A 24,950-nucleotide genomic window follows, 5' to 3' on the forward strand; every position below is an offset into this window, starting at 1 on the left:
AAAATAACGACGTGCCCGCAACTCCCGAGTCGACTACCAAAATTCGTTCGGAGAAGAGCCGCCCTTCGGCATTCTGGATTCTCGCCGGGTTGATTCTGCCGGTGATGAACCTCGCCGCCCGCTACGAGATTCTCGATGCCCACAAGTTTCCGCGGAGCGGCGCGTTCGTGTTTTCGCCGAACCACTACAGCGAGATCGACCCCGTGGTCATGGGGGTCGTGGCCTGGAAGCTGGGGCGGCTGCCTCGGTTTCTGGCGAAGGCATCCGTTTTCAAGATCCCGGTCATCGGCTGGGTGCTGACCAAGTCGGGGCAGATTCCGGTGCAGCGCGGCGGATCGGTGCGCGGGAGTGAGCCGGTCAAGGCTGCCCAGCGTCTGGTCGATAAGGGCCAGATTGTCGTGGTGTACCCGGAAGGGTCACTCACCCGTGACCCCGACCTGTGGCCGATGCGCGGCAAGACCGGCGCCGTGCGCATCGCGCTGGAACAGGGGATTCCGATCGTGCCGGCCGCGCACTGGGGCACGCAGCACCTGATGGAACGGTATTCCAAGAAGGTGCACCTGTTTCCGCGCAAGACCATCACAGTGAAGATCGGCGACCCGATCGACCTCGCGCAGTTTCGGGGACGCAGCCTCGACACGGCGACGCTCAACGAGGCGACCGCCGTCGTGATGCTCGCCATCACTGCGTTGCTGGAAGACTTGCGCGGCGAGAAAGCCCCGGTCAAACGATGGAATCCGGCGGAGCACAACCAGAAAGAGACCGGTCGTTTTGAAGCCTAGAACCCCCCAGCTGCCGAAGAGTCAACCAGGCACCCGGGTGGCCGTGCTCGGCGCGGGCAGTTGGGGAACGACCTTCGCCAAAATTCTGACGGATAGCGGTGCCGATGTCGTTCTGTGGGCTCGCCGCCCCGAGTTGGCCCGGGAAATCTCCGAAGCGCGCCGCAACAGCGACTACCTGCCCGGGGTAAACCTGCCCGTCGGGTTGCGCGCCACGAGCCGGCTCGAGCTGGCGCTGGCCGGAGCGGAAATGGTGTTCGTCTCGGTGCCCAGCCAGTCGCTGCGCGAAAACCTGAAGCAGGTTGAACCGTATTTGGCCGAGAACGCGATCATCATCTCGCTGATGAAGGGTGTCGAACGCGCAACCGGCATGCGCATGAGTTCGGTGATCGAAGAGGTGCTCCGCATCGACCCCGATCGCATCGCGGCGATCAGTGGTCCGAACCTCGCGCTGGAAATCGCCAAGGAACAGCCGACCGGCGCGGTCGTCTCCTCGGCGAGCCTGGAAACGGCGCAGGCCGTGGCCAAACTGGCGACCAACCGCTACTTCCGCTCCTACGTCAACACCGACGTCATCGGCACCGAGTTCGGCGGCGTGCTGAAAAACCTCATCGCGGTCGCCATCGGCATCGTCGACGGCGTCGGCTACGGCGAGAACACCAAGGCCTCGATCATCACGCGTGGTCTGGTCGAAATGACCGACTTTGCGGTCGCCTACGGCGCTCAGCCCGAGACTCTGGCCGGACTGGCCGGCCTCGGTGACCTCATAGCCACGTGTCAGTCGCCGCTGTCGCGCAACAACACAGCGGGCCGGCTGCTCGGCCAGGGGTACAGCATTAACGACGTCGTCAAGCAGATGCAGCAGACCACCGAAGGCCTCGCCTCGGTCAAGCCGATTCTGGCACTCGCACGCGCCAAGGGCGTCGAGATGCCCATCGTCGAACAGGTACGTCAGGTACTCGACGGCACGCTCAATCCCCGCGACATTGCGCCGCACCTCACAACTGACTCCGGCGAACCGCAGGGCGAAAGGACACTTGACGATGGACAAGCTCACGGTGGTGCTTCTCTTTGGGGGGCGTTCCAGCGAACACTCGATCAGCTGCGCCACGGCGGGCGGGGTGCTGGCAGCCCTCGACCCTGATGCGTACACCGTCATCCCTGTCGGAATCACCCGGGACGGTGCCTTTGTGCTCGAAGAAAACGACCCCGCCAAGTTTGCCCTCAACGCCTCAGCACTGCCGGTCGTTGCGGACAACGGCACCCGCGTGCGGTGGCCGGAGAGCGCGTCCAGCCGGGAATTGACCGTCGTCGACGCGTCCGGTGAGCGAACGCTTGGCCCGGTCGACCTTATATTCCCGATTTTGCATGGACCGTTCGGTGAGGACGGCACCATCCAGGGCATGCTCGATCTGCTCGGCCTGCCCTACGTCGGGTCGGGAGTTCTCGCATCCGCTTTGGGCATGGACAAACACTTCGCCAAGACCGTTTTTCAACAGGCTGCCCTGCCCGTTGCGCCGTGGCGCACCATCAAAGCGGATGAGTGGGTAACGGCTCCCGGTTTGGCCTATGCGGCCCTGGAACAGCTCGGCCTGCCCGCGTTTGTGAAGCCGGCGCGGGCCGGATCGAGCGTCGGCGTCAGCCGGGTGTCGACCCCGGACCAACTGGCCGAGGCCATGACGGTCGGGCTCGCCGAAGACAACAAGGTGCTGATTGAATCCGGGCTGGTCGGCCGGGAGCTCGAGATTGCGGTGCTGCAGGGGCGCCCGGGGGAGCCGACCCGCACCTCCATGGCCGGTGAAGTAGTGGTGACCGGCCGGGACTTCTACGATTTCGCCGCGAAGTATCTCGACGCGCCCGGCGTCGACCTGGTCTGCCCGGCGCCGCTGGCACCCGAGGAACTGGCCGAGGTGCAGCGGCTGGCCATTGCCGCGTTCGAGGCGATCGGCGGTGCCGGCCTGGCCCGCGTGGACTTCTTTCTCACCGCGACCGGCTGGGTGATCAACGAGATCAATACCATGCCCGGGTTCACGAGCATCTCGATGTTCCCGAGCTGCTGGCTGGCCAGCGGCTACACCTATCCCAAGCTGATCGACGAACTCATCGCTGTGGCCATAGCCCACGCCCGCCACGGCTCCTGACCTATTGCTGATCGAGGCGCGATGAAGGAGCGATCGACCTAGGGTGCGCTCGTGGCTCCATCAGTCGGGAGATCCAGATCTTCCGCGCCGACACACGCTCCAGTCGCCGGCACGTATCCGACCGCGTTGGACACGTCGATGAGCGTCGTCGACCCGCTCACCCGCTCAGAGTCGATCACGATTTCGATGGCCGGATCGCGACCATACGTCGTGTAGCGGTAGGTCGGGGCGTCGGAGTCGTCTTCGATCCAATCGATGCCGTTGATGTTCAGGCACGGCAGCGTCGTGGGTTCCGGCACCGTAACGCCACAGTGCAGCAGCACCGCGGCCGGGTCACCCCAGGCGCCGGTCGCCTGCGCATTCGTTTCGCGGGCCGCCTCATCGGCGACGCTGGATGGCAGGTGCACGATGACGTCGGCACAGGCCACGTTGGTGGCGTCGGGGGCCGGCGTCAACGGCACGACAGTGGCGCAACCGGCCAGCAGCAGCGAGCTCGCGAGCACGCTGAAGACGGCGACGGAACGTACGGGAACTGAGCGCAGGAGCAGGAATGGGTGAGACATCGCATTAAGGCTACCGTTTCTTACATGACGACTTCTGCGGATGCCCCGCGTCCCGCCCCTGCGACGCCATCCCGACTGGCCTCGGCAGCGCCAGTTTCAGCCTCGCAATGGCCCAAAATTTCCGTGCCGGAGTCGGCTGCGTCTGCAGCGGTCAACCCGTCGCGGGGGCCCGAGCCGATGGCATCCGCTTCGGAAACGCTCGCCGATCTCAGCGAAGGCGCCGTGCTCGCACGAATCTTTCCCCGGCTGCCGACCGCGGCAGCCGAACTGCTCGGCCCCGGCGACGACGCGGCGGTCATCTCGGCGCCCGACGGACGATTCGTCGTCACCACCGACATGATGATTCAGGGTCCCGACTTTCGCCTGGCCTGGTCGACACCGCACGACCTCGGTTGGAAAGCTGCAGCGACCAATCTTTCCGATGTTGCCGCCATGGGCGCTCGCCCGACCGCCCTGGTCGTTGCGATCGCGGCTCCGCCATCGACACCGGTGTCGGTGCTCGAGGGCATCGCTGACGGGCTGCGAGACTGCTGCGAGGCGCTCGCCCCCGGCTGTGGGGTGGTCGGCGGCGACCTGTCGGCGTCCGACGCGCTGACCCTCGCTGTGACGGCGTTCGGCGACCTCGAAGGGCGCGCGCCCGTCGTGCGCTCGGGCGCGCGCCCCGGCGACACCGTGGCGCTCTCCGGGCGGCTTGGCGACGCCGGCATTGGCCTCGAGCTGCTGTTCCGCCTCGGCGTCGACGACGACGGAGTGCCCAACCTCGCTCGCGCCAATGCGCTCAAGCTCACGCACCCGGCCGAGGTCGCCGCCCAGCTGACTCCCGTGCCGCCCATTACGAGCGGTCCGGTCGCTGCCGTGGCTGGCGCCACCGCCATGCTCGATGTCTCTGACGGCCTCGCCATCGACGCCGGACGCATCGCCCGGGCCAGTGGTGTGGCCATCGACTTCGATTCCGCCTGCCTCGGCGATCGCATCGAGGTCGCTCTCGGCGGCGGCGAAGACCACGGATTGCTGGCTACCTTCGGGCCAGACACGGCACTGCCGCGCGGTTTTCGCCGCCTCGGAATCGTCACCGCGGCCTCCGTTGCACTCCCGGCCGGCTCGATCACCGTCGACGGGGCGCCGCACGACCAGGGTGGCTGGGACCCTTATCGCGGCTGGGACGGTTCCGCCGGCTAGAGCGACTGTGACGGCGCCCGGTACGAGAATCGTGCTGGCCGTCGCTCGAACTACGGCGCAGGCTGCTCGACGGGCGACGCGTACCAGACGGTCGTATCGCCATAGTCCTTGCGGCGTTCAAGCTTGAGTCCCGTACCCCATTCCGGCTCGGGCGAGCGTGAGCTGCGCTCGAGTACCACGAGCGCGTCGTCGGCCAACAACGGGGCGAGCGCGCTCAAATTGTGGCCCAGCTCAATCTCACTGAGGTCATACGGAGGGTCGATGAATACGACGTCGAAGCCCTCTTTCGTAGCGGCTAAGAACGACTGGACCGCCTGCGAGGAGACCGCAATCTTCAGGTCGGTGCCCTTCGGGGCAGACCGCTGTACGGCCTCGCCGTTTTTGCGACACATGGCCGCCGCGCCGTAGCTGTTCTCGACCAGCGTCACTACGCGCGCTCCGCGACTGGCAGCCTCGAGGCCCAGGGCGCCCGACCCAGCGTACAAATCCAGCACACGCATGCCGTCGACGGCGTCCCGCGAGTCGAGGGCCGAGAAAATAGCTTCCCGTACGCGATCACTCGTGGGCCGGGTGCCCGACTTGGGAACGGCCAGGGTCAAAGAGCCGGCAAACCCGGAAATAATTCGCGTCATAACCCTCCCGAGCCTAGCCGCAGCCGCTCCCGGGTGGCCGCACACGACGCAATGTCGGAGGCCCGGTTTACCATGGAACCATGACCGGTTCGAGTGCTGCCCATGGCCCCGAATTCGATGGTGCTTCTCTGCCGGCGCCCGAGCTCGAACCGCTCACCCTCGACACCACCCTCAAGATCGCCCTCGGCCCGGCCAGGGCAACCGCGCTGCGCAAGGCCTTCGCCATGGAGACCGTCGGTGACCTGCTGAGCCATTACCCGCGCGACTACGCCGACCGCGAGGTGCTCCGGCCCCTGAATCAGGTCACGCCCGGAGCCAACATCACCGTCATCGCCGATATCGTTTCGGTTCGAGAACGTCGCATGTCGTCGAAGCCGGGCACGATCGTTGAGGTGGTAATTTCTGACGGCGGGGGCGAGTTCACCCTCACTTTTTTCGGTAAGAAGAGCCAACAGTGGCGGCTTGACCAATTGCGTCCCGGTCTGCGTGGCAGTTTCTCGGGCAAGGTGGGTAGGTATCAGGGCCAGAGCCAGCTGGCGAACCCGGCGTACAAGACCTTTGAGAGTGAAGAAGAAGAGGCCCGTGACGATCCGTCCGTTCGGCTGAGGCGCAAGCCGCTCATTCCGATCTACGCGGCAACGGCCTCGGAGACCAGCTGGAGTCTGCAGACCATGATCGATCTTGTCCTGCGGCGCATGGACACTTTGCCGGACCCTGTTCCCGACGATCTGCGGGCCGAACACGGCCTGCTGACCCACACCGAGGCCATCCGCTGGATCCACAGCCCCGACAATCCGGCCGAATGGATGGCCGCCCAAAACACCCTTCGGTTCACCGAGGCCTGGGTGCTGCAGTGCGCCCTGATGCAGCGGCACAGCCTGGCCAGGGAGCGTCGCACCCGCCCGCGGGTACCAACGCCGGGTGGGTACCTCGAACGTTTTGACGCCGCGCTGCCGTTCGTGCTCACGGTCGACCAAGAGATCTGCGCGGTCGAGATCGCAGGCGACATGTCCCAGTCCGGCCCGATGAACCGCCTGCTGCAGGGCGAGGTCGGTTCGGGCAAGACCGTGGTCGCGCTTCGGGCAATGCTCGCCGTGGCCGACAGCGGTGGCCAAACGGCTCTGTTGGCCCCGACCGAGGTGCTGGCCGGGCAACATCTGCGGTCGATTACGACCCTGCTCGGCCCCGATCTCGCGGCCGAACTCATGCCGACCCTGCTCACCGGCAAACTTCCAGTCGCGCAGAAGCGCAAGGCCCTGTTGCGCACAGTGTCCGGCCAGTCCCGCATCGTGATCGGCACCCACGCGCTACTCAGCGACACCGTGACGTTTTTCGACCTTGGGCTGATCGTGATTGACGAACAGCACCGATTCGGCGTCGAGCAGCGGGAAACCCTGCGGTTGAAGGGCGCCGAGCCACCGCACGTTCTCGTCATGACGGCCACTCCGATTCCCCGCACCATTGCCATGACGGTGTTCGGCGACCTCGACGTGAGTACCATCCGCATTTTGCCGGCCGGGCGCCAGGGCATCACGAGCATCGTCGTGCCGCTGGCCGATCACCCAGACTGGTTCCAGCGCATCTGGACCAAGCTCGCCGAAGAGCTCGCTCTAGGGCGACAGGGATTCGTGGTCTGCCCGGCAATTTCGCCCGCCGAGGTTGAAGAAGACGCCGAACTGGCACCCGCGTCTGAGGACGACAAGAAGACTCCGCTCGCCAACGTTGAGACCGTGCACGAGAGGCTGCGTGGATTCGCGCCCCTGGCCGGGTACCGCATCGAGGCCCTGCACGGGCGCATGACGAGCGAGGAAAAGGATCGCATCATGCAATCCTTTGCCGCCGGTGAGATCGACGTTCTCGTCGCGACGACCGTCATCGAGGTGGGCGTTGACGTGCCCAACGCTTCGGCCATGGTCGTGCTCGACGCTGAACGCTTCGGCGTCTCCCAACTGCACCAGCTGCGCGGTCGGGTCGGACGTGGCGGTGTGCCCGGGCTGTGCCTGTTGGTCACCAACTCCCGCACCGGCTCGCCCTCCCGCCAGCGCATCGGTGATGTCGCCGCGACCCTCGACGGTTTTCGACTCGCCGAACTCGATTTGGCGCTCCGCCGGGAAGGTAATGTGCTCGGCGATATGCAATCCGGCGAGGGAACGTCCCTGCGTTTTCTTCGGGTGGCCGAGGACGGCGACCTGATTGCCGAGGCGCGACAAGCCGCCTTCCATCTCGTTTCGGGGGATCCGGGCATCCGCACCTACCCGGCCCTGCGCGAGGCGATTGCCCGTCGACTGAACGAATCCGAGCGCACCTGGCTCGTGAAAGGCTGAATATGCCCACTAGAAGCGCACGACCAGGCAGCGCACCGTCAGTCTCTGGCAGTAGGGTGTGAGCATGCGCAGGATCGCCGTTGTCCCTGGATCATTTGACCCCGTCACACTGGGCCACTTGGACGTGATCAATCGCGCGGCCGGCCTGTTTGACGAGCTGCATGTGCTTGTGGTGCACAACCCCGACAAATCGGCCCTGTTGCCGATCAGTCAGCGCGTGTCGCTGCTGGAACAGGCCATCAAAGAAGCCGGACTCCCCACCAACATCGTGGTCGCCAGCTGGAGTATGGGCTTGCTCGTCGACTACTGCATGGATGTCGGTGCCAGCGTGCTGGTGAAAGGCATCCGCTCTCAGGTGGACGTGGCTTATGAGACGCCGATGGCGATTGTCAATCGCAACCTGGCCGCCGTGGAGACGGTCTTCCTCTTGCCGGATCCGGCCAACGCCCACGTCTCCAGCTCGCTGGTCCGTCAGGTGGCCGGCCTCGGCGGCGACGTCTCGCCGTATGTGCCGCGGGCCGTGGCACAGTATCTGGAGCGGTCGCGGGTATGAACCGCCAGCCGGCTCGCTCCTCTGAGGACTTAGCGTCGGTTCCACCAGCCGACACCGCGCAGCTCCGGACTGCGCCGTTCACCACCGAGTCGGGCGTTGACCTCAGCGAGCTTCAGGCCGCCGGGCGCGCGATCATGCGCAACGTCGAGACGGTCATCGACGGCAAGCACGATGCCGTGCAGATTGCCCTGACCGTGCTGCTGGCCGAGGGACACCTGCTGATCGAGGACGTTCCCGGTGTGGGCAAGACCATGCTCGCCAAGGCGCTGGCTCGTTCCGTGGACTGCACGGTCGGGCGAATCCAATTCACGCCCGACCTGCTGCCCTCCGACGTGACCGGCGTCTCGGTGTTCAACCAGGCCGAACGTCGCTTCGAGTTCAAGCCAGGGCCGGTGTTCGCCAACATCGTCATCGGTGATGAAATCAACCGGGCGAGCCCAAAGACTCAGTCGGCGCTGCTCGAATCGATGGAGGAACGCCAGGTCACCGTCGACGGCGTCACCTACCCGCTCGCGCTGCCGTTCACCGTGATCGCCACCCAGAATCCGATCGAGATGGAGGGCACCTATGCCCTCCCGGAGGCTCAGCGGGACCGATTCATGGCGCGCATCTCCATGGGGTACCCCGACATCGGGTCCGAGCTCGCCATGCTCGACTCGCGGGATACCAACAGCCCGCTCGCGCTGATCTCCGCCGTTGTTTCGGGGCAGATCCTGCGCGACATGATGCACACCGCCCGAGCAGTATTCGCCTCCGGCGCCGTGAAGGAATATGCCGTCAATCTGGTGCGCGCCACGCGCGATGATCGGGACCTGCGCCTCGGGGCCAGCCCTCGGGCGACCCTGCAGCTCATTCGCGCGGCCAAGGCACAGGCCGCCCTGAACGGACGAGACTACGTGCTGCCCGACGACATCGACTCCCTGGCCGTGGCGGTGCTCGGCCACCGGCTGGTTCCGACCAGCCGCGCCCTCGGCCACCACCACCAGGACAGCGGCCCCGTCATCGACGACATCGTGCGCCGAATCCTGGGCGACACTCCCGTTCCGGTGGGAGCAGCAGCGTTCGCTGTCCCGGCATCCGCTGTACCCAAAACGGCCGTGCCGGCATCGGGGCGGTCAGGGCCGGTGCGGCCGGCCGTACGCGGGATTCCGGCCAGACCGGTCGGCTCCACCGGACAGCCCTAGCTCATGGCCGCGCGCGGGGCAGGTGGTTCGGAGCGGTCGGCTTGGCTGCAGCGGCTCACCGCTGGGTTGACCTCCCGGCTCACCCTGCGCGGCGGTGTCTGTCTGATGGTCGGAGCCGTGATCTTCGCCAACGCGGTCGTCGTGAACAGCCGGGATCTGTTGTTCGTGGCCAGCATGCTCATCGTGGCGCCGCTCATCGCGGTCGGCTATGTGTCCGTGCGACCGGCGCGGGTGGAAGTGACCCGCACCTTCCGGCCGTCGATCCTGTCGGCCGGCGGCGAGAGCGTCGTGTCGCTGCATCTGCGCAACCTCTCGGCGCGGCCGTTGAGCGGCGCCCGCTGGGCCGATACCCCATCGCCCGGTATCAATACGCCGCCCGCCGCCATCCTGCCGCTGGTGAGTCGGCGAGGCGCGCCCGGTGACAGCGTGCGGCTGGAATACGCACTCTCACCGCGTCAGCGCGGTGTCTACGCGGTGGGACCACTCGGGGTGTCCCGCCACGACCCGTTCGGCTTTGCGCACGGCCTACGTCTGTTCGGTGAGCCGCATGACCTGATCGTCACACCGCGGGTCATGCTCCTTCCCGGCGGGGGACTGGCCCAGACCAGCAATGACGGTTCGATTCGGGAACTGCTGCGCCAGGCCATCCAAACCTCCGACGAACTCATCGCTCGTGAGTACCGGCCCGGGGATGCTCTGCGCCGCGTGAACTGGCCGGCCACAGCGCGGCACGGCGAAATCATGGTGCGGCAGGAGGAACAGCGCAGCAATCCGGAGGCCCGCATTGTGCTCGATACCACCCTGGCCGGTGCAGCTGGCCTGGGGCCCGGTCGGGTGCCGCCGCATCTTGTGGCCGCATTCGAACTCGAGGTCGAGCTGGCGGCATCCGTTGGGGTGCACCTGATAGACGCAGGCTACCGGCTCGAAGTCATCGAACTCGGCGCGAGCCAGCTGGTGCCGGGCGGTGAACAGACGCTCGGTGGGCTGCACGGCGACGTGCCGGCCAGTTATCGTGCCCCCGGCGGCGATCGGGCCCTGTTGGAGGGCCTAGCGAGCGTCGTTCCGGTGCCGTGGCCAAGTCGCAGCGCACGCCTGGCGGCGTCACGACGAGTGCCGGTGCGTGCGGCCCTGCGCGGCGCAGAGTTATCGCTGCCGACCTTTGCACTGTTGGTCAGCCTGTCTGAAGCGGATGTCGACGACCTCGTCGCCCTCGCCCGTCACTGCGATCCCGCCATTGCGTTCGTGCAACGTACCGTCGTCGCTGTCGCCCGCGAACGGCTGCAGGAAGCCGGCTGGCGCTGCCTGGAGGTCGCGAGCATCGATGACCTCGAAACCGTGTGGAACGACGTGAATCGGGAGCGAGGCCCCGTTCATGACTAGCCTGGCGACGAAGCCGGTCGCTCTGCGCGGAGTCACCCCGGCCCAACCCCGACCGCGTGCCCGGCGGGGCGGTCGGGGTGCCGCCCGCTGGCCGCTGGCCCTGACCCAGCTGTTGCTGGTGCTCGTGTGCTGTGCGGCACTGGGCCCCCTGCTGCGGGGTACCGCCTGGTGGTGGGTCTGTGCAGTGGTCGCCAGCGCCGTGCTGCTGGGTTCTTCCGTATTCCGCCGTCTCGGCCTGCCGCGGGCCGTCGTTCCGTTGGCGAACACGGCGGTGTTGCTGGGCGCTCTGACGCTGCTGTTCGGCGGCGGATCCGGCCTGTTCTGGCTCATTCCGACACCACAAACGGTGGGCACGTTCAGCGGGTTGATTGCCGCAGGGGGAGAGTCAGTTGCCCAGCAGAGCACGCCGGCGGCGGTGACCGTCGGCATCCTCTTTCTGCTCGCCGGTGGAACGGGACTGATCGCTATTCTGATGGACCTGCTCGCCGTGACCCTGCGCCTGCCGGCCGTCGGCGCGGCTGTGGCGCTCGTGCCGCTGCTGTTTCCGGGCTTCATCATTGAGGATGGTGCCGATCTCGCCGCACTCGTGGCGGCGGCCGCCGCCTTTCTGCTGCTGCTCCGGGTGGACGTCTACGTTGGCCGCGTGCACGAAGCCCGGCATTCACCGGCGGGACCGCACGCGCCCCGCGCCTTTCGGTCGGATCGGCCACGCGGGCCCGGACCGATGGGCGGCTCCATCGTGGTGGCATCGTTGACCATTGTGGGCGCCCTGATTCTGAGCACGGTCGCCCCGGCCTTCACTGTCGGGGGACTGGTCGCCTCCCGGTCCGGCGGTTTGCTGTTCGGCAGCGGGGTTAGCCCGATGATCAACCTGGGGCAGGACCTGCGTCGGCCCAAGGCCGGTCCGGCCTTCCATTACACCTCGACCGGCACCGAGCAGCCCTATTTCACCCTGCTGACCCTCGACGAAGTGATCGGCCTGAATTGGACGGCGCGCATCGACGCAGCCGACGTGCAAAACACCGTCGATCGCATTCCCCGACCCTTCGGTCTCGACGCCAACGTGGAGACCGCCCCGGCATCGACCACGGTCGTCATCGACGGCGTCACCAGCCAATGGCTGCCAGCGCCGGCTCGCGCCACGAGCATCGACGGGCTGAGCGGCCGATGGTACTGGGATAGCCGCACCCGGGCGATTACCAGTCGTTCCTCGAACACCCTCGGCCAGGAATACACGGTGTCGGCGTTGGAGCTCAAGCCAACGGCCGTGCAACTGCGCAGTTCGAGCACGAACTTTCCGGCGAGCGTGCAGGGCAACCTGCAACTGCCGGTGGAACCGCCGCCCATCATCGAGGAGACGGCCCGGCGAGTCACAGCTGACACCACGTCGAACTATGACGCGGCGGTCGCCATGCAAAAGTACCTGCGCAGCAGCGTCTTCGCCTACGACACCGATGCCCCGGTCGAGGACGGCTACGACGGCGGCGGCGTCGACGTGATCGGGCAGTTTCTAGAAGCCAAGCGCGGCTACTGCGTGCACTTCGCCGCCACCATGGCCGCGATGGCCCGCACCCTCGGCATTCCCTCGCGGGTGTCGCTCGGCTATCTGCCCGGCGTCAAGTCGCAGGATCTCGAACAGGGGCTGGGCCGCTACAACGTTGATTCGCACGACCTGCACGCCTGGCCGGAACTGTACTTCGTCGGCATCGGCTGGGTGAAATTCGAGCCGACGCCTGGCCGGGGCATCGTGCCCAACTACGAGCAGGCCGAGGATGCCGGCACGCCGTCGACCGCGCCCGGTGCGCCCGGCTCCACGAACGCCCCAGGCCTGAGCCCCGATCGGCTCGCCGACGATTCCGCCCTGGAACGCGGCGCGTCGGCGCAAACCGCCGACGCCGGTAACCGGCTCGGCATCGTCGGATTCAGCGCACTGGGTCTGCTCCTGCTTCTGGTTCCGAGTGCGGCGAGACGGATGCTGCGGCGCTGGCGGGTGCGCCGCATCCGCTCCAAAAATGCCGGCGCGAGCCTCGCCTGGCTCGAAGTGCAGCACACCAGTCTCGATCTCGGGGTGCCTGCGCGCGTCACCGAGACTCCGCGCGCGTTCGCCGTGCGCCTGGAGCGGCTCGGCCCCCTCGACCCGGCGTCGGCGGCAGCGCTCGAACGAGTGCTGCTGGCGGTGGAACGGTCCCGGTTTGACCGATCGTCGGGCCAAGCGGAGACCCTCGTCGACGATCTGGCCCTGGTGGTGCGCGGGCTGCACGTCGGCGCGAGTGTCGGCATCCGTTTGCGAGCCCTGTTTGCGCCGCGATCGCTGTTCACCGTGCTGGGAGCGGTGCTGCGCGGGGAACGTCGAGCCGCCCCGATCGCCCCCTGAACGGAGTACCCACGCAGAAAGCGTAGAATTTACGACCGTGACTAAGTTCAAGAAGACGCCGTACACGGTCGACGTGCGTGACCTCATTAACCGCCCGGGCACCATGCACGAACGCCACCTCGACATTGACGTACCCGACGACCTCGGCGCTGGCCTCGTGGCGGTGAAAGCCGGGTCGACCCTGTCGACCGAGCTGCGCCTCGAGGCGATGCACGAGGGAATTCTGGTGAGCGTCGAGGTCTATGCGCGGGCGCTCGGTGAGTGCGGTCGATGCCTGAAAGACATCGACCTGCCGGTCCGAGTTCATTTTGCCGAGCTTTTCGGTTATCCTCAGGAGGAAGCCTTCGAGTTTGAGATTTTGGACGACCATGTCGATTTGGAATCTTTGATCCGGGACGCGGTAGTGTTATCACTTCCGTTCCAGCCGGTATGTCGGCGTGATTGCCCTGGTCTTGACAGTGAGACCGGGCAGCCGCTTGCCGAACTGCCCGAACTCGTTTCCGACGATGCGCCCGATCCCCGGTGGTCAGCGCTTGCGGGGTTTACGGCTTCCACAGACAAAGACATGGATGCGGACATCCATGTTTCAGACAGAGAAGAGAAGTAGTCATGGCAGTACCGAAGCGCAAGATGTCGCGTTCCAACACCCACTCGCGTCGCGCGCAGTGGAAGGCCACGCCTCCCACCCTCGTCAAGACCATGGAAGGCGGCAAGGTTGTCTACAGCCTGCCGCACCGCGCCAAGGTTGTCACCGACTCCACCGGCACTCCGTTGTTCATGGAATACAAGGGCCGTAAAGTCGCCGACATTTAAGTCGCCTCTTCTCTCCAGACCGGAACTCGGTCGATGAAAAGAGTTAATACCGAGCGGTCGCCCCTGTTGGCGACCCTCGGCGTGCAGATTGAACCGGTGATTCTGGAGCTAGCTCTGACCCACCGGTCTTTTGCGTACGAAAACGGCGGCATTCCCACCAACGAGCGCCTGGAATTTCTCGGCGACTCGATTCTGGGGCAAGCCGTCACGGTCATGCTCTACCGCACCTACCCGAACCTCGACGAGGGTCATCTCGCGAAGCGTCGGGCCAGCCTGGTGTCCACGGCCGCTCTCGCGCAGATTGCCCGCGGCCTCGGCCTGGGCGACTACATTCTGCTCGGTCGCGGCGAAATCCTCACCGGCGGCCGCGACAAGGCGTCCATTTTGGCCGACACTGTTGAGGCGCTCATCGGCGCCACGTTTTTGGATGCCGGTGGCGAAGTTGCCACCGCGTTCGTGCTGCGTCTGATCGAGCCACTGCTCGCTGAACCTGGCCACTTCGGTGTGTCAATGGACCCGAAAACGAGCTTGCAGGAGCTCGCAGCGAGCGCCGGCGTCGGCGTCCCGGTTTACACGCTCGAAGGTAGTGGCCCCGATCACTCCAGGGTGTTCGTCGCGACGGTCGTCATCGGCTCGGCCGTGACGGCCGAGGGCGTTGGCCCCAGCAAGAAGTTCGCCGAAATGGCTGCGGCTCGTGACGCAATCGACCAGCTCAACGCTCTCTAACTTCTATGCCGGAGCTCCCCGAGGTTGAGGTCGTGCGTGCCGGTCTCGAGCCGGCCGTCACCGGCGCTCTCGTCACCGGGGTTGAAATCTTCGACGAGCGCTCCCTGCGTCGGCACGCTCCGGCGGCCGGATCCTTCGCCGAGCAGCTCACGGGGCGGCGAATTCTCGCCGCCGTGCGTCGCGGCAAATTCCTCTGGTTGCCCCTCGACAGCGATCGCGCCCTGGTCGTTCACCTTGGTATGAGCGGCCAGGTGCTGCTGCGCACACCGGGTGCCGCGGAGGATCGCATGTTGCGCATCCGCTTGACGCTGGAACACCCGGCCCACGGCGAGCTGTGGGTCAATTTCGTCGACCAGCGCATCTTCGGCAGCATGGCCGTCGACGCGATGGGCCCGACCCGTGACAGTCTGCCGGGCGGATATTCGGGTCAGCTCCAAGCGGATGCCGCCTGGCAGAACCGCATTCCCTCGCAGGTAGCGCACATTGCTCGCGACCCGATCGACCCCTCGTTTGCTTCGAGCGCCTTCTTCGCCGCTCTCGCGCGCAAGAACACCGGCATCAAGCGGGCGCTGCTCGACCAGAACCTGATCAGTGGCATCGGCAATATTTACGCGGACGAGGCGCTCTTTGCCGCTCGCATCCACTACGAGCAGCCCGCAGCGTCGCTGTCGGCGGCGAAGGCCAGAACGTTGCTCGCGGCCGTGCGCACCATTCTGCAGCGTGCCCTCGCCGAGGGCGGCACCAGCTTCGACGCCCAGTACGTCAACGTGAACGGGCAGTCCGGCTACTTCGCGCACAGCCTCGAGGCCTACGGTCGGCAGGGCACGCCGTGCTCCCGTTGCGGCACCCTGATCGTGCGCGAGCAGTTCATGAACCGGGGCTCGCATTTCTGCCCGCGCTGCCAGCGCCTGCGCTAGCCCGTTGCGTAGCGCTGCGCGGCTGGCGCTGCCCGAGGCGGCTCGCGCTGGCCGAGTTCCGGCACCGAGGTAGTCGAGGCCCTACACGCTGCGCGGGACCTGCGTCAGTACGCGGGAGTTCGGGTCTGGCCGTAACTCCCGCGTGACGCCTCGCGCGGGATCTGCGCCAGTGCGCGGGTGTCGCGCGCCTCCCGCGCAGTGGCGCAGCGCCCGCGCGAGGTGAAACGGATGCCCGTGGGAACCCGGCCACGGGCATCCGTCGCAAAACGCCCGTGTTGCCGTGTTGCCGCGAGCGCCAGATCCGACGTTAGAAAACTACCCGCGTCCCGGCACCGTGCCGCCGAAGTCGTCGCCGATCAGACGAGCGGCCTGCTGCAGCAGCGGAACGACCGTGGCCACCACCATGTCGGGCGAGGCCCGATACGCCTGCAACGACACGTTGACCGCGGCCACCACCCGGCCAGAGCGCCAGACGGGCACGGCCACTCCGCGCAGGCCGTCTTCGAGCTCCTCCGACACGATGGACCACCCGTTCTGCGCCACCCGGTCGATCTCAGCGCGCAGCTCGTCCATCGTCGCGATCGACCGCTCCGTGAAGTGCTGAAGTGTGATCGAGTCGAAGTAGGACTCCCGCTCCATTGGTGCCAGCCCGGCGATCAGCACGCGTCCCATCGACGTGATCCACGCCGGAAACCGCGTACCCACATTAATCGACACGGCCAGCAGCCGCGGCGACGCCACCCGCGCCACATATACAATGTCGGGCCCGTCGAGAATACACAGCGACGTCGTCTCGCTCAGCTGCGTCGACAGCGACTTCAGGTGTGGCTCGGCGATCTGCGGCAGGCTCAGCGCCGACAAAAAGGATGCCCCCAGATCGAGACACCGCGGGGTCAGCTCAAACTGCCCACCGTCCGCCCGCAGATAGCCCAGGTCAGTCAACGTCAGCAGAAATCGGCGAGCGGATGCCCGACTCACGTCAACTTTGCTCGCCACCTGCGTCATCGTCAGCCGGGGCTGCGCGGTCGAAAAGGCCAGCAGCACGGCGAACGCCTTTTCGACCGACTTTACAAAGTAGTCGGGATGATCGGTCATTGGGGCCTCTCAGTGCCGGGTGCCGCGCAGATGCTGCGCTGCCAGCCGTACCGGGGCGTTCGGCGCTCCGTAACCGTCGTAGTCGCCCAGTCGCTGCACGACTTCGAAGAACAGGCTGCCGACCGTTTCGGTGTAGAAGTGCAGAAAGTGTCCGCGGTCGTCGCGATCAAATAGCAGATCGAGTTCCTGCAGGGTGGCCAGAAACTCCGGGTCGAGTTCGAACCGGGCGTCGATGTCTTCGTAGTAGTTCGGTGGAACCGGCATGAAGTTCAGGCCGCGCTGCCGCGCCTGGCGCGCCACGGCTATCAGGTCGGTGCAGGCAAAGGCGATGTGCTGCGGGTAGGCCGCGGCCTGCTCTTCGGCCAGCGGCGCAATGTTGAGCGCGAGTCGCACCCGGCCATCTTCGGTGCGCACCACCTGGCTGCGCACCAGCCCGCTCGGCCCGGGAACGTCCATTGACGCCTGCGCGGCGAGCGACAGGGTGCTCTCATAGAACAAGACGGCTTCGTCGAAGTGCTGCCAGTCCTGGGCAAGGTTCACGTGGTCGATGTGGGTGATCGTCTGAACCGTCGGCGCGGTCGGCTTCTCCCTGGCCACGGTGAATTCCTGCGTCCACGCCGCCGAGCCGTCAACGAGAAAGACCTCGGTGCCGTCCGGCGCATAGAACCCCTGCAGCACTTCTTCGCCGGCCTGATTGGGGCGCGGCACCGCGGTCGCCTTGAGCGCGAGAGCGCGCGCGGCGGCAGCGGAGGCATCCGTCACGGTGAAACCGAGCGCAGCGATGCCCGGCTGCAGGTGCCGGGCCTGCTGTTCGTTGATGATGATGCGGGCCTCGCCCTGGCTCCAAAGTTGCACCGGTTTGGTGCGGTGATGGCCGTCGAAGCTGAACCCGAGCTGAAACGCGAGGTCTTCGACGGCGCGGGTGTTCTCGGCTTTCACCTCGGCGAAGTCGAACCCGGTCGGGTCGTCGACGCGCGGAATGGTGGTGAGCTGCATGGGATAGCTCTCGACGCCCTGCTCGGCGAGCAGCAGCGAGGTGCGTTCCTCCAGCCAGATCAGCGAGCGCATCGCGTCGACGGCCGTGCGACGCTCGTCGCCCTGCCGAAATACGTCGTTGAACACCTCGAGCGACACCGGCCCGCGATACCCGGAGCGCACGACGTGCGCGAGAAACGCCGGCAGGTCGAAGTCGCCCTCGCCCGGGAACACCCGGTGGTGTCTGCTCCAGCTGAGCACGTCCAGGCTCAATAGCGGGGCATCCGCCAGCTGCACGAAGAAGATCTTCTCGGCGGCGATCGTCTCGATTGCGGCGGGGCTCCAGGCGCGCGACAGAATGTGAAAGCTGTCGAGGCAGGTGCCGATGGCTGCGTGGTCGGCGAGGTCCACGATGCGTTGCGCGCGCTCGAAATCGTTGACGTATTTGCCCCAGGCCAGTGCCTCGTAGGCCACCTTCACGCCGTGGTCGGCGGCGACGGTGCCGAGGAGTTGCAGCTGCGAAGCCGAGACCTCGTCGTTGTCGATGGTGGCGGTGCCCACGTTGCTGCACAGCAGAATGGTATCGATGCCGAGCCGGTTCATGATCGTGAACTTCGACGCGGCCCGGCGCAGGTTGGCCGCGAGCAACGGCTCGGTCACCCCGTCAAAGTCGCGAAACGGCTGATACAGGTCGAGGGTGAGTCCCAAATCCGCTGCCAGCGAGCGGATGTCCTCCGGGCTCGACGGGGAGACCACCAGATCGGGCTCGAAGATTTCGACCCCGTCGAAACCGGCGAACGCGCAGGCGCGCAGCTTGTCTTCGAGGGTGCCGCTCAGGCATACCGTGGCAATGGATGTCTTCATGGTTGTTCTCCTAGGAGGCAGCGAGCTGAACGGTGTCGCCGGTGCGCGACGATTCGTAGATGGCGAGGATGATTTCGAGGGACTTGCGGGCTTCCCGCCCGGTGACTAGCGGGTCGCGGTCATCCAGCACCGCGCGCACGAAGTCTTCGATCTGCAGGCGGTGAAACGGCACCAGGTTGGTGTGAATCTCGGCCAGCTCGGGGTCGGAGTTGATCTCGGGCGAATACACCTGCCGGTACTGTTCCTCGCCGGGCAGCGTCCAGATATCGTTCTGACCGGGGGTTCCTTCGGGAAATTCGGCCACACTAGCGGCGTGACCGGCGTGGTCGCTCACCAGAATCTGGGCACCGAGACCCGGGGCAAACGTGGTGCTCACCTGCAGGCTGGCCAGCGCGCCCGACGCGAATTCGATCGTCGCCACCGCTGTGTCTTCCACCTCGATGAACTCGCCGAGCTTGAGCGTGGCGATGCGGCCGCGCACCGCCACCGCCGGTCCCATATAGGAGGAGAGCAGGTCGACGTGGTGGATGGCCTGCGTCATCAGAGCCCCGCCTGCCTCGGTGTCCCAACGGCCCCGCCACGGTTCGGCATAGTAGTCGGCGTCGCGGCCGAGCCGCACGATCACGCTTCCGACGATCGGCTGGCCGAGCCGGCCGTCGGCCAGCGCCTGCGTGATGCGCTGGGCGGCGGGCCAGAAGCGTCGCTGAAACAGCACGCCAAACTTCACGCCGGCGGCATCGGTCGCGGCGATCATGCGGTCGGCCTCGTCGAGCGTCACGGCGATTGGCTTTTCGCACAATACGTGCAGGCCGTGCCGAGCGGCAGCGAGCACGACGAGTTCGTGTGCTGGGTGCGGAGTGCAGACAGTGACGGCGTCGAGACCGCTGCCCAGGAGCTCGTCGAGATCGGTGTAGCTGTGCGGCACACCAAATGTGCGGGCGAACTCGGCGGCACGCTCCGCATCGGGATCGCACACCCCGACGACCTCTACCTCGGGCAGATCGTTCAGCGCGGTGACGTGGTTGATGGCGATCTTTCCGCAACCCACAATGCCGACGCGCAGCTTCATGGCATTGCCCTGTCAGCGGATGCCGCGGCATCCGTTCGCCGCTGCGCCAGAATTTCGATGCCGACCCCGTACCCGGCGATTCCGGCGCCGGCTATGACGGCCACCGCAACGCCGGATATATAGGAGTGATTGCGAAACTCTTCGCGGGCGTGCACGTTGCTCACGTGCACCTCGACCGTGGGCAGCTCCGATGCGGTGATGGCATCGCGCAGCGCGACCGAGGTGTGGGTGAGCCCGCCCGGGTTGATGACCAGGCCCACATTGTGGCCGCGGGCCGCGTGCAATCGGTCGATCAACACCCCTTCATGGTTGGACTGAAGGGTATCGACCGCATAGCCCAGGCGCGCGGCGGTGGCTTCCGCGAGCGCGTCGGCGTCGGCGAGGGTCGCATAGCCGTAGTGGGCCGGTTCGCGGGTGCCGAGCATGTTGAGGTTCGGCCCGTTCAGAACCAGAATGCGGGGGAGGGTCATGAGTCGCTTCCTTGTCGACGTTTAAGCGGATGCGGCTACTCGCCGGCAGCGTCGCGGATGCTCTTGTAAATTTCGAGCTGCTCGCCCTCGAGGTTGGCGGTGAAGTAGGCCTCGGCCTTTTCGATGAAGGCGTCGCGGTCGACGTCTTCGATGACCTCGGGGGTGCCGGCTTCCTTCCACTCGGCCACGATGGCTTCTTCCAAGTCGAGGGCGCACTTGAGGTCGGTCGCGCGGGCATCAGACACGGCGGTTTCTAGCGCGGTCTGCTGGTCGGCGCTCAGGCTGTCCCAGGCGTCGCCGCTCATCACGACAAGCTGGGATCCCACGGAGTGCTCGCTCAGGCTCACGTACTCCTGCACCTCGTTGAAGCTCATCTGGTCGATGCTCGCGATGGGGTTCTCCTGGCCGTCGACGATGCCCTGCTGCAGCGCGAGGTAGATCTCTTCGAAGGCCACGGCTACCGGGTCGGCGCCCATCGCGGCGGCATTGCCGAGGTGAATGGGGCTGTCGGGAAAGCGCATGCGCAGGCCCTCGAGGTCGTCGGGGGTGCGAATGGGCACGTTGGCCGAGAAGGTGCGGTTGCCGAAGTACCAGACGTCGAGCAGGTGGGCGCCGGTGGCTTCGGTGAAGCCGGTCTTCACCGCGTCGGCCGCCGGGCTGTCGAACCAGTTGAACAGGTGGTCGACGTCATTGAAGACGTAGGCCATGTCCATCACGCCGATGGCGGGGTAGGTGGCGGCGATGCCTGACGATCCCTGCAGGTCGATATCGATGTCGCCGCTGAGCACCGAGGTGAATCGGGCTGCGTCAGCACCGAGCTGGCTGGAGGGGAACAATTCAATGGTGATGCCGGCATCCGCTACCGTGTCGGCGACGATATCGGTGCCGCACAGGTTGTGCGGGTGGTCGAGACCGTAGCTGTTTGCGAACGAGAGGGTGACGTTGTCGCCCGAGGCGCTGGCGCCGGCGCCAGCGTCGGTGCCGCTGCAGGCCGCGAGCAGGCCGATGGCGAGGGGGCCGGCGACGATGCCGGTGAGCAGGCGACGGGTGGTCGTTGTGCGAGTGGATGTCTTACGCATGCGTTTCTCCGATGGTAGGTGCTGGTTAGAGGCCGAGCAGGGTGGGAACGATCGTGACGATCTGGGGAAAGAAGGTGAGTAGGCCGAGTACGGCGAGCAGTGGAATGAGAAAGGGGAGCACGCCGCGAAAGACCTCGTCGACGGGCCGGTTGGTGACAGAACTCATCACGTAGAGCACGCTGCCGACCGGAGGGGTCAGCAGGCCGATCATGAGGTTGACGATCATGACCACGCCGAAGTGAATCGGGTCGATGCCGTATTGCACAGCGACGGGTAACAGCACGGGAACGGTGATGAGGAGGATCGCCGTGGCGTCGATGACCATGCCGAGCAAAATCAGGATCACGTTGACGAGCAGCAAAAACACGATGGGGTTGTCGGTGAGGGAGGTGAGTCCGTCGGCGACCGCCTGCGGGGCACGTTCGCGGGCGAGGATCCAGCCAAGCAGGGCGGCCGCGGCGAGAATCAGGGCGATGGCGCCGGTGACCGCTGCGGTCTCCTTGAGTGCGTCGACGATGGCTTTGAGGTTGAGGGTGCGATAGATCAGGCCGAGCACGATCATGTACGCCACGCCGACCGCGGCGGCTTCGGTAGGGGTGAAGAATCCGCCGAGAATTCCGCCGAGAATGATGATGGGCGCGCCGAGCGGGCCGAGTACGCGGAGGCCGGCCCGGCCGAGAACGGCCCAGCTGAACCGGATGGTGGTCAGGTTGGGGTTCTTTCGCACCATGACAAACACGGTGATGACGAGGCCCAGGGCGATCAGCATGGCCGGCAATACCGAACCCGCGAAGAGTGCTCCGGTGGAGACCGTAGCAACGGAGGCGTAGATGACGGCGGGGATGCTCGGTGGCATCACCGGTGCGATCAGCGAGGAGGCGCTGGTGAGGCCGGCCGCGAACCGAAAGGAGTAGCCGCCGCGAACCATGGCTGGCACCTGCAGTTTGCCGAGGGCGGCCGCATCGGCGAGGGCCGATCCGCTCATCCAGGCAAAACCCACGCTCGTGCCGATGTTGACGTAGGCGAGGTTGCCCTTGATACGGCCGAGCGCGGAGAGGGCGAAGTCGAAGATGCGGTCGGCGATGCCGGCCCGGTTGGCGATGCTGCCGAGCAGAATGAACAGGGGCACGGCGAGCAGTGGAAAACTGGAGACGCCGTCGGCGGCGACGCGCAGAGCCAGTCCGGTGGAGTTGCCCTCGATGATCATGTAGGCCACAGAGGGGCCGAGAAAGGCGAACCCGACGGGTACCCGCAGCGCCAGCAGTATGGCGATGAGGGCAATCAAAATCCATAGGCTCATGCGAGTTCTCCTTCGAGGTCGGCTTCGGTGCTGTCGGCCTCTGATCCGGGCACGATGAGAGCCCAGACCGCACGGAGGGCGGCGAGCACAAACCCGATCAGCGGGAAGGCGTAGAGGTAGGTCATCGGCATTTGCAGGGCGGCCGACACTTGGCCGCTGGTCTCGGTCACGAGGGCCCAGCCTTCACGGATGAAGGCGAGGCAGATCAGAAGCACGACCGCGTTGGCGAAGCGCTTGATCCAGCGTTGGGCGCGGCCGGAGACATAGCGGTCAATCACTTGGATGGTGATGTGCTGGCCCTGACCCATGAGGTAGCCGCACATGATGAAAGTCACGCCGACCATGGAATAGCGGGCCAGTTCACCCGACCACACCCATCCGCTCACTGGCAGGTAGCGCTGAAGGGCCTGCGCAAAGACGAGCAGCGCAATGACGGTGATGAGTATGGCGCCGATGGTGTGTTCGACGGCGGAGATCGACCGCAGTACGCGGGGTTGCCGCACGGCTTCTTGAGGGGTGTCTTCAGACATGTCGTTCCTTCTGGAGTTAGAGGCCGGCTGCGATCATCGTGAGAAAATGTGCGCGCATGCGTGGGGCATCCGCTGTCTGGCCGGTGATGAGTTCAAAGGCGTCGACGGCCTGGCCGACCGCCATGTGGCCGCCGTCGAGAACGCGGCAGCCGGCCGCGCGGGCGGCGATGATGAGGGCGGTGTCGATCGGGCGGTAGATGACGTCGGCGACCCAGAGTCGGGCGTCGAGCAGGTTCGCGTCAATCGGCAGGCCGGGGTGCATGTGCATGCCGATCGGGGTCGCGTTCACGAGGCCGTCGGCGGTGTTCAGGGCTGCGGGCAGGTCGTTGGCGGTGATGGCCTCGATGGTGCGATCGGGGAACAGGGCGCGCAGGGCTTTCACGCGCTCGCCGGCTCGTTCGTGGTCGACGTCGCTGATGCGGAGGGTGCTGACGCCGCAGTGCAACAGTGCGTAGGCCACGGCGGAACCGGCACCACCGGCGCCGAGCTGCACGACCGAGTTGAGGTTGACGTCGGGCAGTCCTTCGGCCAGGCCGGAGCTGAACCCCGAGAAGTCGGTGTTGAAGCCGAAGAAGCGGCCGTCGCGAATGAGTACGGTGTTGACCGCTCCGAGTTGGCGGGCATCGTCACTGATCTCGTCGAGGTGTTCGAGCACGAGCTGCTTGCACGGGTGGGTGATGTTGAAGGCGTTGAAACCCAGCTCGCGGGCATTGCGCAGCAGTTCGCCCACAGCTTCGGCCGGGCGATCGATCACGTCGAGATCGATCGGGCGGTAGATGTAGCGCAGGCCCTGGTGGTCGGCTTCAGTCTCGTGCATTCCCGCAGAGAGCGTGGGCGTGACGCCGGAGCCGATCAGCCCGACCATAAATGATTCTGCGGTGGAGCTCACAGAAATTTCCTTCCATCGACGTTGACAGATGTGTGGGGCGTGCCCGGGGTAGTGGGCCTGCTCGGGGGCGGGGATGCCGCGCTGCTGTCGATACTAACCCCATGTGCTCATTACGCACAAGTGTGCGTAATGCGCACAGACTCATGGCGGGGTGGGTGCGCCAACCGGGCCTACGCTACGAACTGTGGGGCCGACGCGGCCGCGCAGATAGGAACCGATGATGTCTCCAGCTCCCACCCTGACCCTCAACAACGGCGTGCAGATTCCCGCCATCGGCCTCGGTACCTGGCCCATGAACAATTCTGAAACAGCGGATGCCGTCACCGCCGCCGCCGACGCCGGCTACCGGTTGTTCGACACCGCCGAGAACTACGAGAACGAAGTGGGAGTGGGGGAGGGCATCCGTCGTACCGGATTGCCGCGCGAGGACATATTCATCACCTCGAAGTTCAACAAGAAGTGGCACAGCTATGACGGCGCGCACCGGGCGTTCGAGGCGAGCACGGCGCGGCTCGGTCTGGAGGTCATCGACCTCTACCTGATTCACTGGCCGAACCCGGAGCAGAACGGCTATCCGGATGCCTTTCGCGGTCTGCGCGCGCTGCAGCAGTCGGGGCAGGTGCGGGCGATCGGTGTGTCGAACTTTCTGCCGGAGCATCTGCAGCGGCTCTTCGATGAGGGGCTCACGCCGCAGGTCAACCAGACCCAGCTCGACCCAACGCACAACCGTTCTGATCTGCGTTCGCTGCACCGCTCACGGGGCATCCTCACCGAGGCTTGGAGTCCGCTCGGTCGCGACGGCGGATTGCTCGCCGAGCCCGTGATCACGGCCATCGCTCGTGAGCACGGACGCACGGCATCGCAGGTCGTGCTGCGCTGGCACACCCAAAACGGGATCGTGCCCACGCCCAAATCGGGCAATCCCCAGCGCCAGCTCGAGAACATCAGCATCTTCGACTTCGAGCTGTCTTCAGCCGAGCTCGCGGCCCTTACCGCCCTCGATGTGGGAGCCCCGCTGCGCTTCGACGCCGTGGACTTCGGGCACTAGGTCGCGTGTGAGCGGTCGGCTGCGTTGGTCGTCGCGCGGGACCTGCGCCAGTGCGTGGGTGTTGCG

At 66.0% G+C, this 24,950-nt stretch carries 24 protein-coding genes; 14 read left to right on the forward strand and 10 right to left on the reverse strand.

Annotated elements, in window-relative coordinates; genetic code table 11:
* Nucleotides 1-11 precede the first annotated feature (11 nt).
* Genes E3T43_RS01470 through E3T43_RS01480 form a run of 3 tightly spaced genes read left to right on the forward strand, consistent with a single transcriptional unit; the run spans nt 12 to nt 2,920 of the window.
* Nucleotides 12-782 carry a 1-acyl-sn-glycerol-3-phosphate acyltransferase gene (locus E3T43_RS01470; protein WP_241978758.1) on the forward strand — a complete coding sequence of 257 codons (771 nt, stop codon included), beginning with the start codon at nt 12-14 and terminating at the stop codon, nt 780-782.
* Entirely contained in the window at nt 772-1,923 is a 1,152-nt protein-coding gene (locus E3T43_RS01475; protein ID WP_241978759.1) for an NAD(P)H-dependent glycerol-3-phosphate dehydrogenase, read from the forward strand. Before E3T43_RS01470 ends, E3T43_RS01475 begins: the two co-directional genes overlap by 11 nt.
* Nucleotides 1,823-2,920: a D-alanine--D-alanine ligase family protein gene (locus tag E3T43_RS01480; protein ID WP_134442490.1), complete on the forward strand. Its 1,098-nt coding sequence runs from the start codon at nt 1,823-1,825 to the stop codon at nt 2,918-2,920. The genes E3T43_RS01475 and E3T43_RS01480 overlap by 101 nt, the downstream gene beginning before the upstream one ends.
* A 38-nt stretch (nt 2,921-2,958) precedes the next feature.
* On the opposite strand, the gene E3T43_RS01485 is transcribed toward E3T43_RS01480, so the two are convergent.
* Nucleotides 2,959-3,483 carry a DUF3515 family protein gene (locus E3T43_RS01485; protein WP_134442488.1) on the reverse strand — a complete coding sequence of 175 codons (525 nt, stop codon included), beginning with the start codon at nt 3,481-3,483 and terminating at the stop codon, nt 2,959-2,961.
* 177 nt (nt 3,484-3,660) lie between these two features.
* Between E3T43_RS01485 and thiL the strand changes: the two genes are divergently transcribed.
* Nucleotides 3,661-4,662 carry a thiamine-phosphate kinase gene (gene thiL, locus E3T43_RS01490; protein WP_134442640.1) on the forward strand — a complete coding sequence of 334 codons (1,002 nt, stop codon included), beginning with the start codon at nt 3,661-3,663 and terminating at the stop codon, nt 4,660-4,662.
* A 50-nt stretch (nt 4,663-4,712) separates the two neighbouring features.
* On the opposite strand, the gene rsmD is transcribed toward thiL, so the two are convergent.
* The gene (rsmD, locus tag E3T43_RS01495; protein WP_134442486.1) at nt 4,713-5,294 is read right to left on the reverse strand and encodes a 16S rRNA (guanine(966)-N(2))-methyltransferase RsmD; all 582 of its coding nucleotides are present in this window, start codon (nt 5,292-5,294) and stop codon (nt 4,713-4,715) included.
* Nucleotides 5,295-5,374: 80 nt separating this feature from the next.
* Here rsmD and E3T43_RS01500 point away from each other — a divergent pair, with 80 nt between their 5' ends.
* The 9 genes from E3T43_RS01500 (at nt 5,375) to mutM (ending at nt 15,565) form a co-directional block, all read left to right on the forward strand.
* Nucleotides 5,375-7,618 (forward strand): ATP-dependent DNA helicase RecG, encoded by a 2,244-nt coding sequence (locus E3T43_RS01500; RefSeq protein ID WP_134442484.1) that lies wholly within the window; start codon nt 5,375-5,377, stop codon nt 7,616-7,618.
* 64 nt (nt 7,619-7,682) lie between these two features.
* Entirely contained in the window at nt 7,683-8,171 is a 489-nt protein-coding gene (coaD, locus tag E3T43_RS01505; protein WP_092449249.1) for a pantetheine-phosphate adenylyltransferase, read from the forward strand.
* A 134-nt stretch (nt 8,172-8,305) separates the two neighbouring features.
* Nucleotides 8,306-9,355: a MoxR family ATPase gene (locus E3T43_RS01510; RefSeq protein ID WP_134471275.1), complete on the forward strand. Its 1,050-nt coding sequence runs from the start codon at nt 8,306-8,308 to the stop codon at nt 9,353-9,355.
* Between the two features lie 3 nt (nt 9,356-9,358).
* Entirely contained in the window at nt 9,359-10,735 is a 1,377-nt protein-coding gene (locus E3T43_RS01515) for a DUF58 domain-containing protein (protein ID WP_134471071.1), read from the forward strand.
* Complete coding sequence (locus tag E3T43_RS01520; RefSeq protein WP_134471072.1) at nt 10,728-13,109, forward strand: DUF3488 and transglutaminase-like domain-containing protein; 2,382 nt, start codon at nt 10,728-10,730, stop codon at nt 13,107-13,109. Before E3T43_RS01515 ends, E3T43_RS01520 begins: the two co-directional genes overlap by 8 nt.
* A gap of 37 nt (nt 13,110-13,146) precedes the next feature.
* On the forward strand, nt 13,147-13,716 hold the full coding sequence (locus E3T43_RS01525; protein ID WP_241978760.1) for a DUF177 domain-containing protein: 570 nt from the start codon (nt 13,147-13,149) through the stop codon (nt 13,714-13,716).
* A gap of 2 nt (nt 13,717-13,718) precedes the next feature.
* The gene (gene rpmF, locus E3T43_RS01530; protein WP_092108959.1) at nt 13,719-13,922 is read left to right on the forward strand and encodes a 50S ribosomal protein L32; all 204 of its coding nucleotides are present in this window, start codon (nt 13,719-13,721) and stop codon (nt 13,920-13,922) included.
* A 33-nt stretch (nt 13,923-13,955) separates the two neighbouring features.
* Nucleotides 13,956-14,648, forward strand: coding sequence for a ribonuclease III (gene rnc, locus E3T43_RS01535; RefSeq protein ID WP_134471073.1), 693 nt, complete (start codon nt 13,956-13,958; stop codon nt 14,646-14,648).
* A gap of 5 nt (nt 14,649-14,653) precedes the next feature.
* Complete coding sequence (gene mutM / locus E3T43_RS01540) at nt 14,654-15,565, forward strand: bifunctional DNA-formamidopyrimidine glycosylase/DNA-(apurinic or apyrimidinic site) lyase (RefSeq protein ID WP_134442477.1); 912 nt, start codon at nt 14,654-14,656, stop codon at nt 15,563-15,565.
* 315 nt (nt 15,566-15,880) lie between these two features.
* Here the strand turns inward: mutM and E3T43_RS01545 are convergent, their stop codons facing one another.
* Genes E3T43_RS01545 through E3T43_RS01580 form a run of 8 tightly spaced genes read right to left on the reverse strand, consistent with a single transcriptional unit; the run spans nt 15,881 to nt 23,836 of the window.
* Nucleotides 15,881-16,660 carry an IclR family transcriptional regulator C-terminal domain-containing protein gene (locus E3T43_RS01545; RefSeq protein WP_134471074.1) on the reverse strand — a complete coding sequence of 260 codons (780 nt, stop codon included), beginning with the start codon at nt 16,658-16,660 and terminating at the stop codon, nt 15,881-15,883.
* A 9-nt stretch (nt 16,661-16,669) separates the two neighbouring features.
* Nucleotides 16,670-18,499, reverse strand: a complete 1,830-nt coding sequence (locus E3T43_RS01550; protein WP_134471075.1) for a bifunctional sugar phosphate isomerase/epimerase/4-hydroxyphenylpyruvate dioxygenase family protein — start codon at nt 18,497-18,499, stop codon at nt 16,670-16,672.
* Between the two features lie 10 nt (nt 18,500-18,509).
* Complete coding sequence (locus E3T43_RS01555) at nt 18,510-19,568, reverse strand: Gfo/Idh/MocA family protein (RefSeq protein WP_134471076.1); 1,059 nt, start codon at nt 19,566-19,568, stop codon at nt 18,510-18,512.
* Nucleotides 19,565-20,038, reverse strand: a complete 474-nt coding sequence (gene aroQ / locus E3T43_RS01560; protein WP_134471077.1) for a type II 3-dehydroquinate dehydratase — start codon at nt 20,036-20,038, stop codon at nt 19,565-19,567. Before aroQ ends, E3T43_RS01555 begins: the two co-directional genes overlap by 4 nt.
* Before the next feature lie 35 nt (nt 20,039-20,073).
* Complete coding sequence (locus tag E3T43_RS01565) at nt 20,074-21,117, reverse strand: DctP family TRAP transporter solute-binding subunit (RefSeq protein ID WP_134471078.1); 1,044 nt, start codon at nt 21,115-21,117, stop codon at nt 20,074-20,076.
* 25 nt (nt 21,118-21,142) lie between these two features.
* A complete protein-coding gene (locus E3T43_RS01570; RefSeq protein ID WP_134471079.1) occupies nt 21,143-22,417 on the reverse strand; it encodes a TRAP transporter large permease in 1,275 nt (424 codons plus the stop codon).
* The gene (locus tag E3T43_RS01575) at nt 22,414-22,947 is read right to left on the reverse strand and encodes a TRAP transporter small permease (RefSeq protein WP_134471080.1); all 534 of its coding nucleotides are present in this window, start codon (nt 22,945-22,947) and stop codon (nt 22,414-22,416) included. The genes E3T43_RS01570 and E3T43_RS01575 overlap by 4 nt, the downstream gene beginning before the upstream one ends.
* A gap of 16 nt (nt 22,948-22,963) precedes the next feature.
* On the reverse strand, nt 22,964-23,836 hold the full coding sequence (locus tag E3T43_RS01580) for a shikimate dehydrogenase (protein WP_134471081.1): 873 nt from the start codon (nt 23,834-23,836) through the stop codon (nt 22,964-22,966).
* Nucleotides 23,837-24,053: 217 nt separating this feature from the next.
* Here E3T43_RS01580 and E3T43_RS01585 point away from each other — a divergent pair, with 217 nt between their 5' ends.
* Nucleotides 24,054-24,884: an aldo/keto reductase gene (locus tag E3T43_RS01585; protein WP_198414284.1), complete on the forward strand. Its 831-nt coding sequence runs from the start codon at nt 24,054-24,056 to the stop codon at nt 24,882-24,884.
* Nucleotides 24,885-24,950: the final 66 nt, after the last annotated feature.

It is taken from the genome of Cryobacterium sp. Hh7, assembly GCF_004403155.1.
GTDB lineage: Bacteria > Actinomycetota > Actinomycetes > Actinomycetales > Microbacteriaceae > Cryobacterium > Cryobacterium levicorallinum.

Bases quoted from the DNA above. Each gene is read 5' to 3' on its own strand.
- E3T43_RS01485 (WP_134442488.1), bottom strand. From the start codon at position 3,483: ATGTCTCACCCATTCCTGCTCCTGCGCTCAGTTCCCGTACGTTCCGTC.
- rsmD (WP_134442486.1), bottom strand. From the start codon at position 5,294: ATGACGCGAATTATTTCCGGGTTTGCCGGCTCTTTGACCCTGGCCGTT.
- E3T43_RS01555 (WP_134471076.1), bottom strand. From the start codon at position 19,568: ATGAAGCTGCGCGTCGGCATTGTGGGTTGCGGAAAGATCGCCATCAAC.
- E3T43_RS01510 (WP_134471275.1), top strand. From the start codon at position 8,306: ATGCGCAACGTCGAGACGGTCATCGACGGCAAGCACGATGCCGTGCAG.
- E3T43_RS01565 (WP_134471078.1), bottom strand. From the start codon at position 21,117: ATGCGTAAGACATCCACTCGCACAACGACCACCCGTCGCCTGCTCACC.
- E3T43_RS01575 (WP_134471080.1), bottom strand. From the start codon at position 22,947: ATGTCTGAAGACACCCCTCAAGAAGCCGTGCGGCAACCCCGCGTACTG.
- coaD (WP_092449249.1), top strand. From the start codon at position 7,683: ATGCGCAGGATCGCCGTTGTCCCTGGATCATTTGACCCCGTCACACTG.
- E3T43_RS01585 (WP_198414284.1), top strand. From the start codon at position 24,054: ATGATGTCTCCAGCTCCCACCCTGACCCTCAACAACGGCGTGCAGATT.
- mutM (WP_134442477.1), top strand. From the start codon at position 14,654: ATGCCGGAGCTCCCCGAGGTTGAGGTCGTGCGTGCCGGTCTCGAGCCG.
- E3T43_RS01545 (WP_134471074.1), bottom strand. From the start codon at position 16,660: ATGACCGATCATCCCGACTACTTTGTAAAGTCGGTCGAAAAGGCGTTC.
- thiL (WP_134442640.1), top strand. From the start codon at position 3,661: ATGGCATCCGCTTCGGAAACGCTCGCCGATCTCAGCGAAGGCGCCGTG.
- rpmF (WP_092108959.1), top strand. From the start codon at position 13,719: ATGGCAGTACCGAAGCGCAAGATGTCGCGTTCCAACACCCACTCGCGT.
- E3T43_RS01570 (WP_134471079.1), bottom strand. From the start codon at position 22,417: ATGAGCCTATGGATTTTGATTGCCCTCATCGCCATACTGCTGGCGCTG.
- E3T43_RS01500 (WP_134442484.1), top strand. From the start codon at position 5,375: ATGACCGGTTCGAGTGCTGCCCATGGCCCCGAATTCGATGGTGCTTCT.
- E3T43_RS01520 (WP_134471072.1), top strand. From the start codon at position 10,728: ATGACTAGCCTGGCGACGAAGCCGGTCGCTCTGCGCGGAGTCACCCCG.
- E3T43_RS01515 (WP_134471071.1), top strand. From the start codon at position 9,359: ATGGCCGCGCGCGGGGCAGGTGGTTCGGAGCGGTCGGCTTGGCTGCAG.
- aroQ (WP_134471077.1), bottom strand. From the start codon at position 20,038: ATGACCCTCCCCCGCATTCTGGTTCTGAACGGGCCGAACCTCAACATG.
- E3T43_RS01480 (WP_134442490.1), top strand. From the start codon at position 1,823: ATGGACAAGCTCACGGTGGTGCTTCTCTTTGGGGGGCGTTCCAGCGAA.
- rnc (WP_134471073.1), top strand. From the start codon at position 13,956: ATGAAAAGAGTTAATACCGAGCGGTCGCCCCTGTTGGCGACCCTCGGC.
- E3T43_RS01550 (WP_134471075.1), bottom strand. From the start codon at position 18,499: ATGAAGACATCCATTGCCACGGTATGCCTGAGCGGCACCCTCGAAGAC.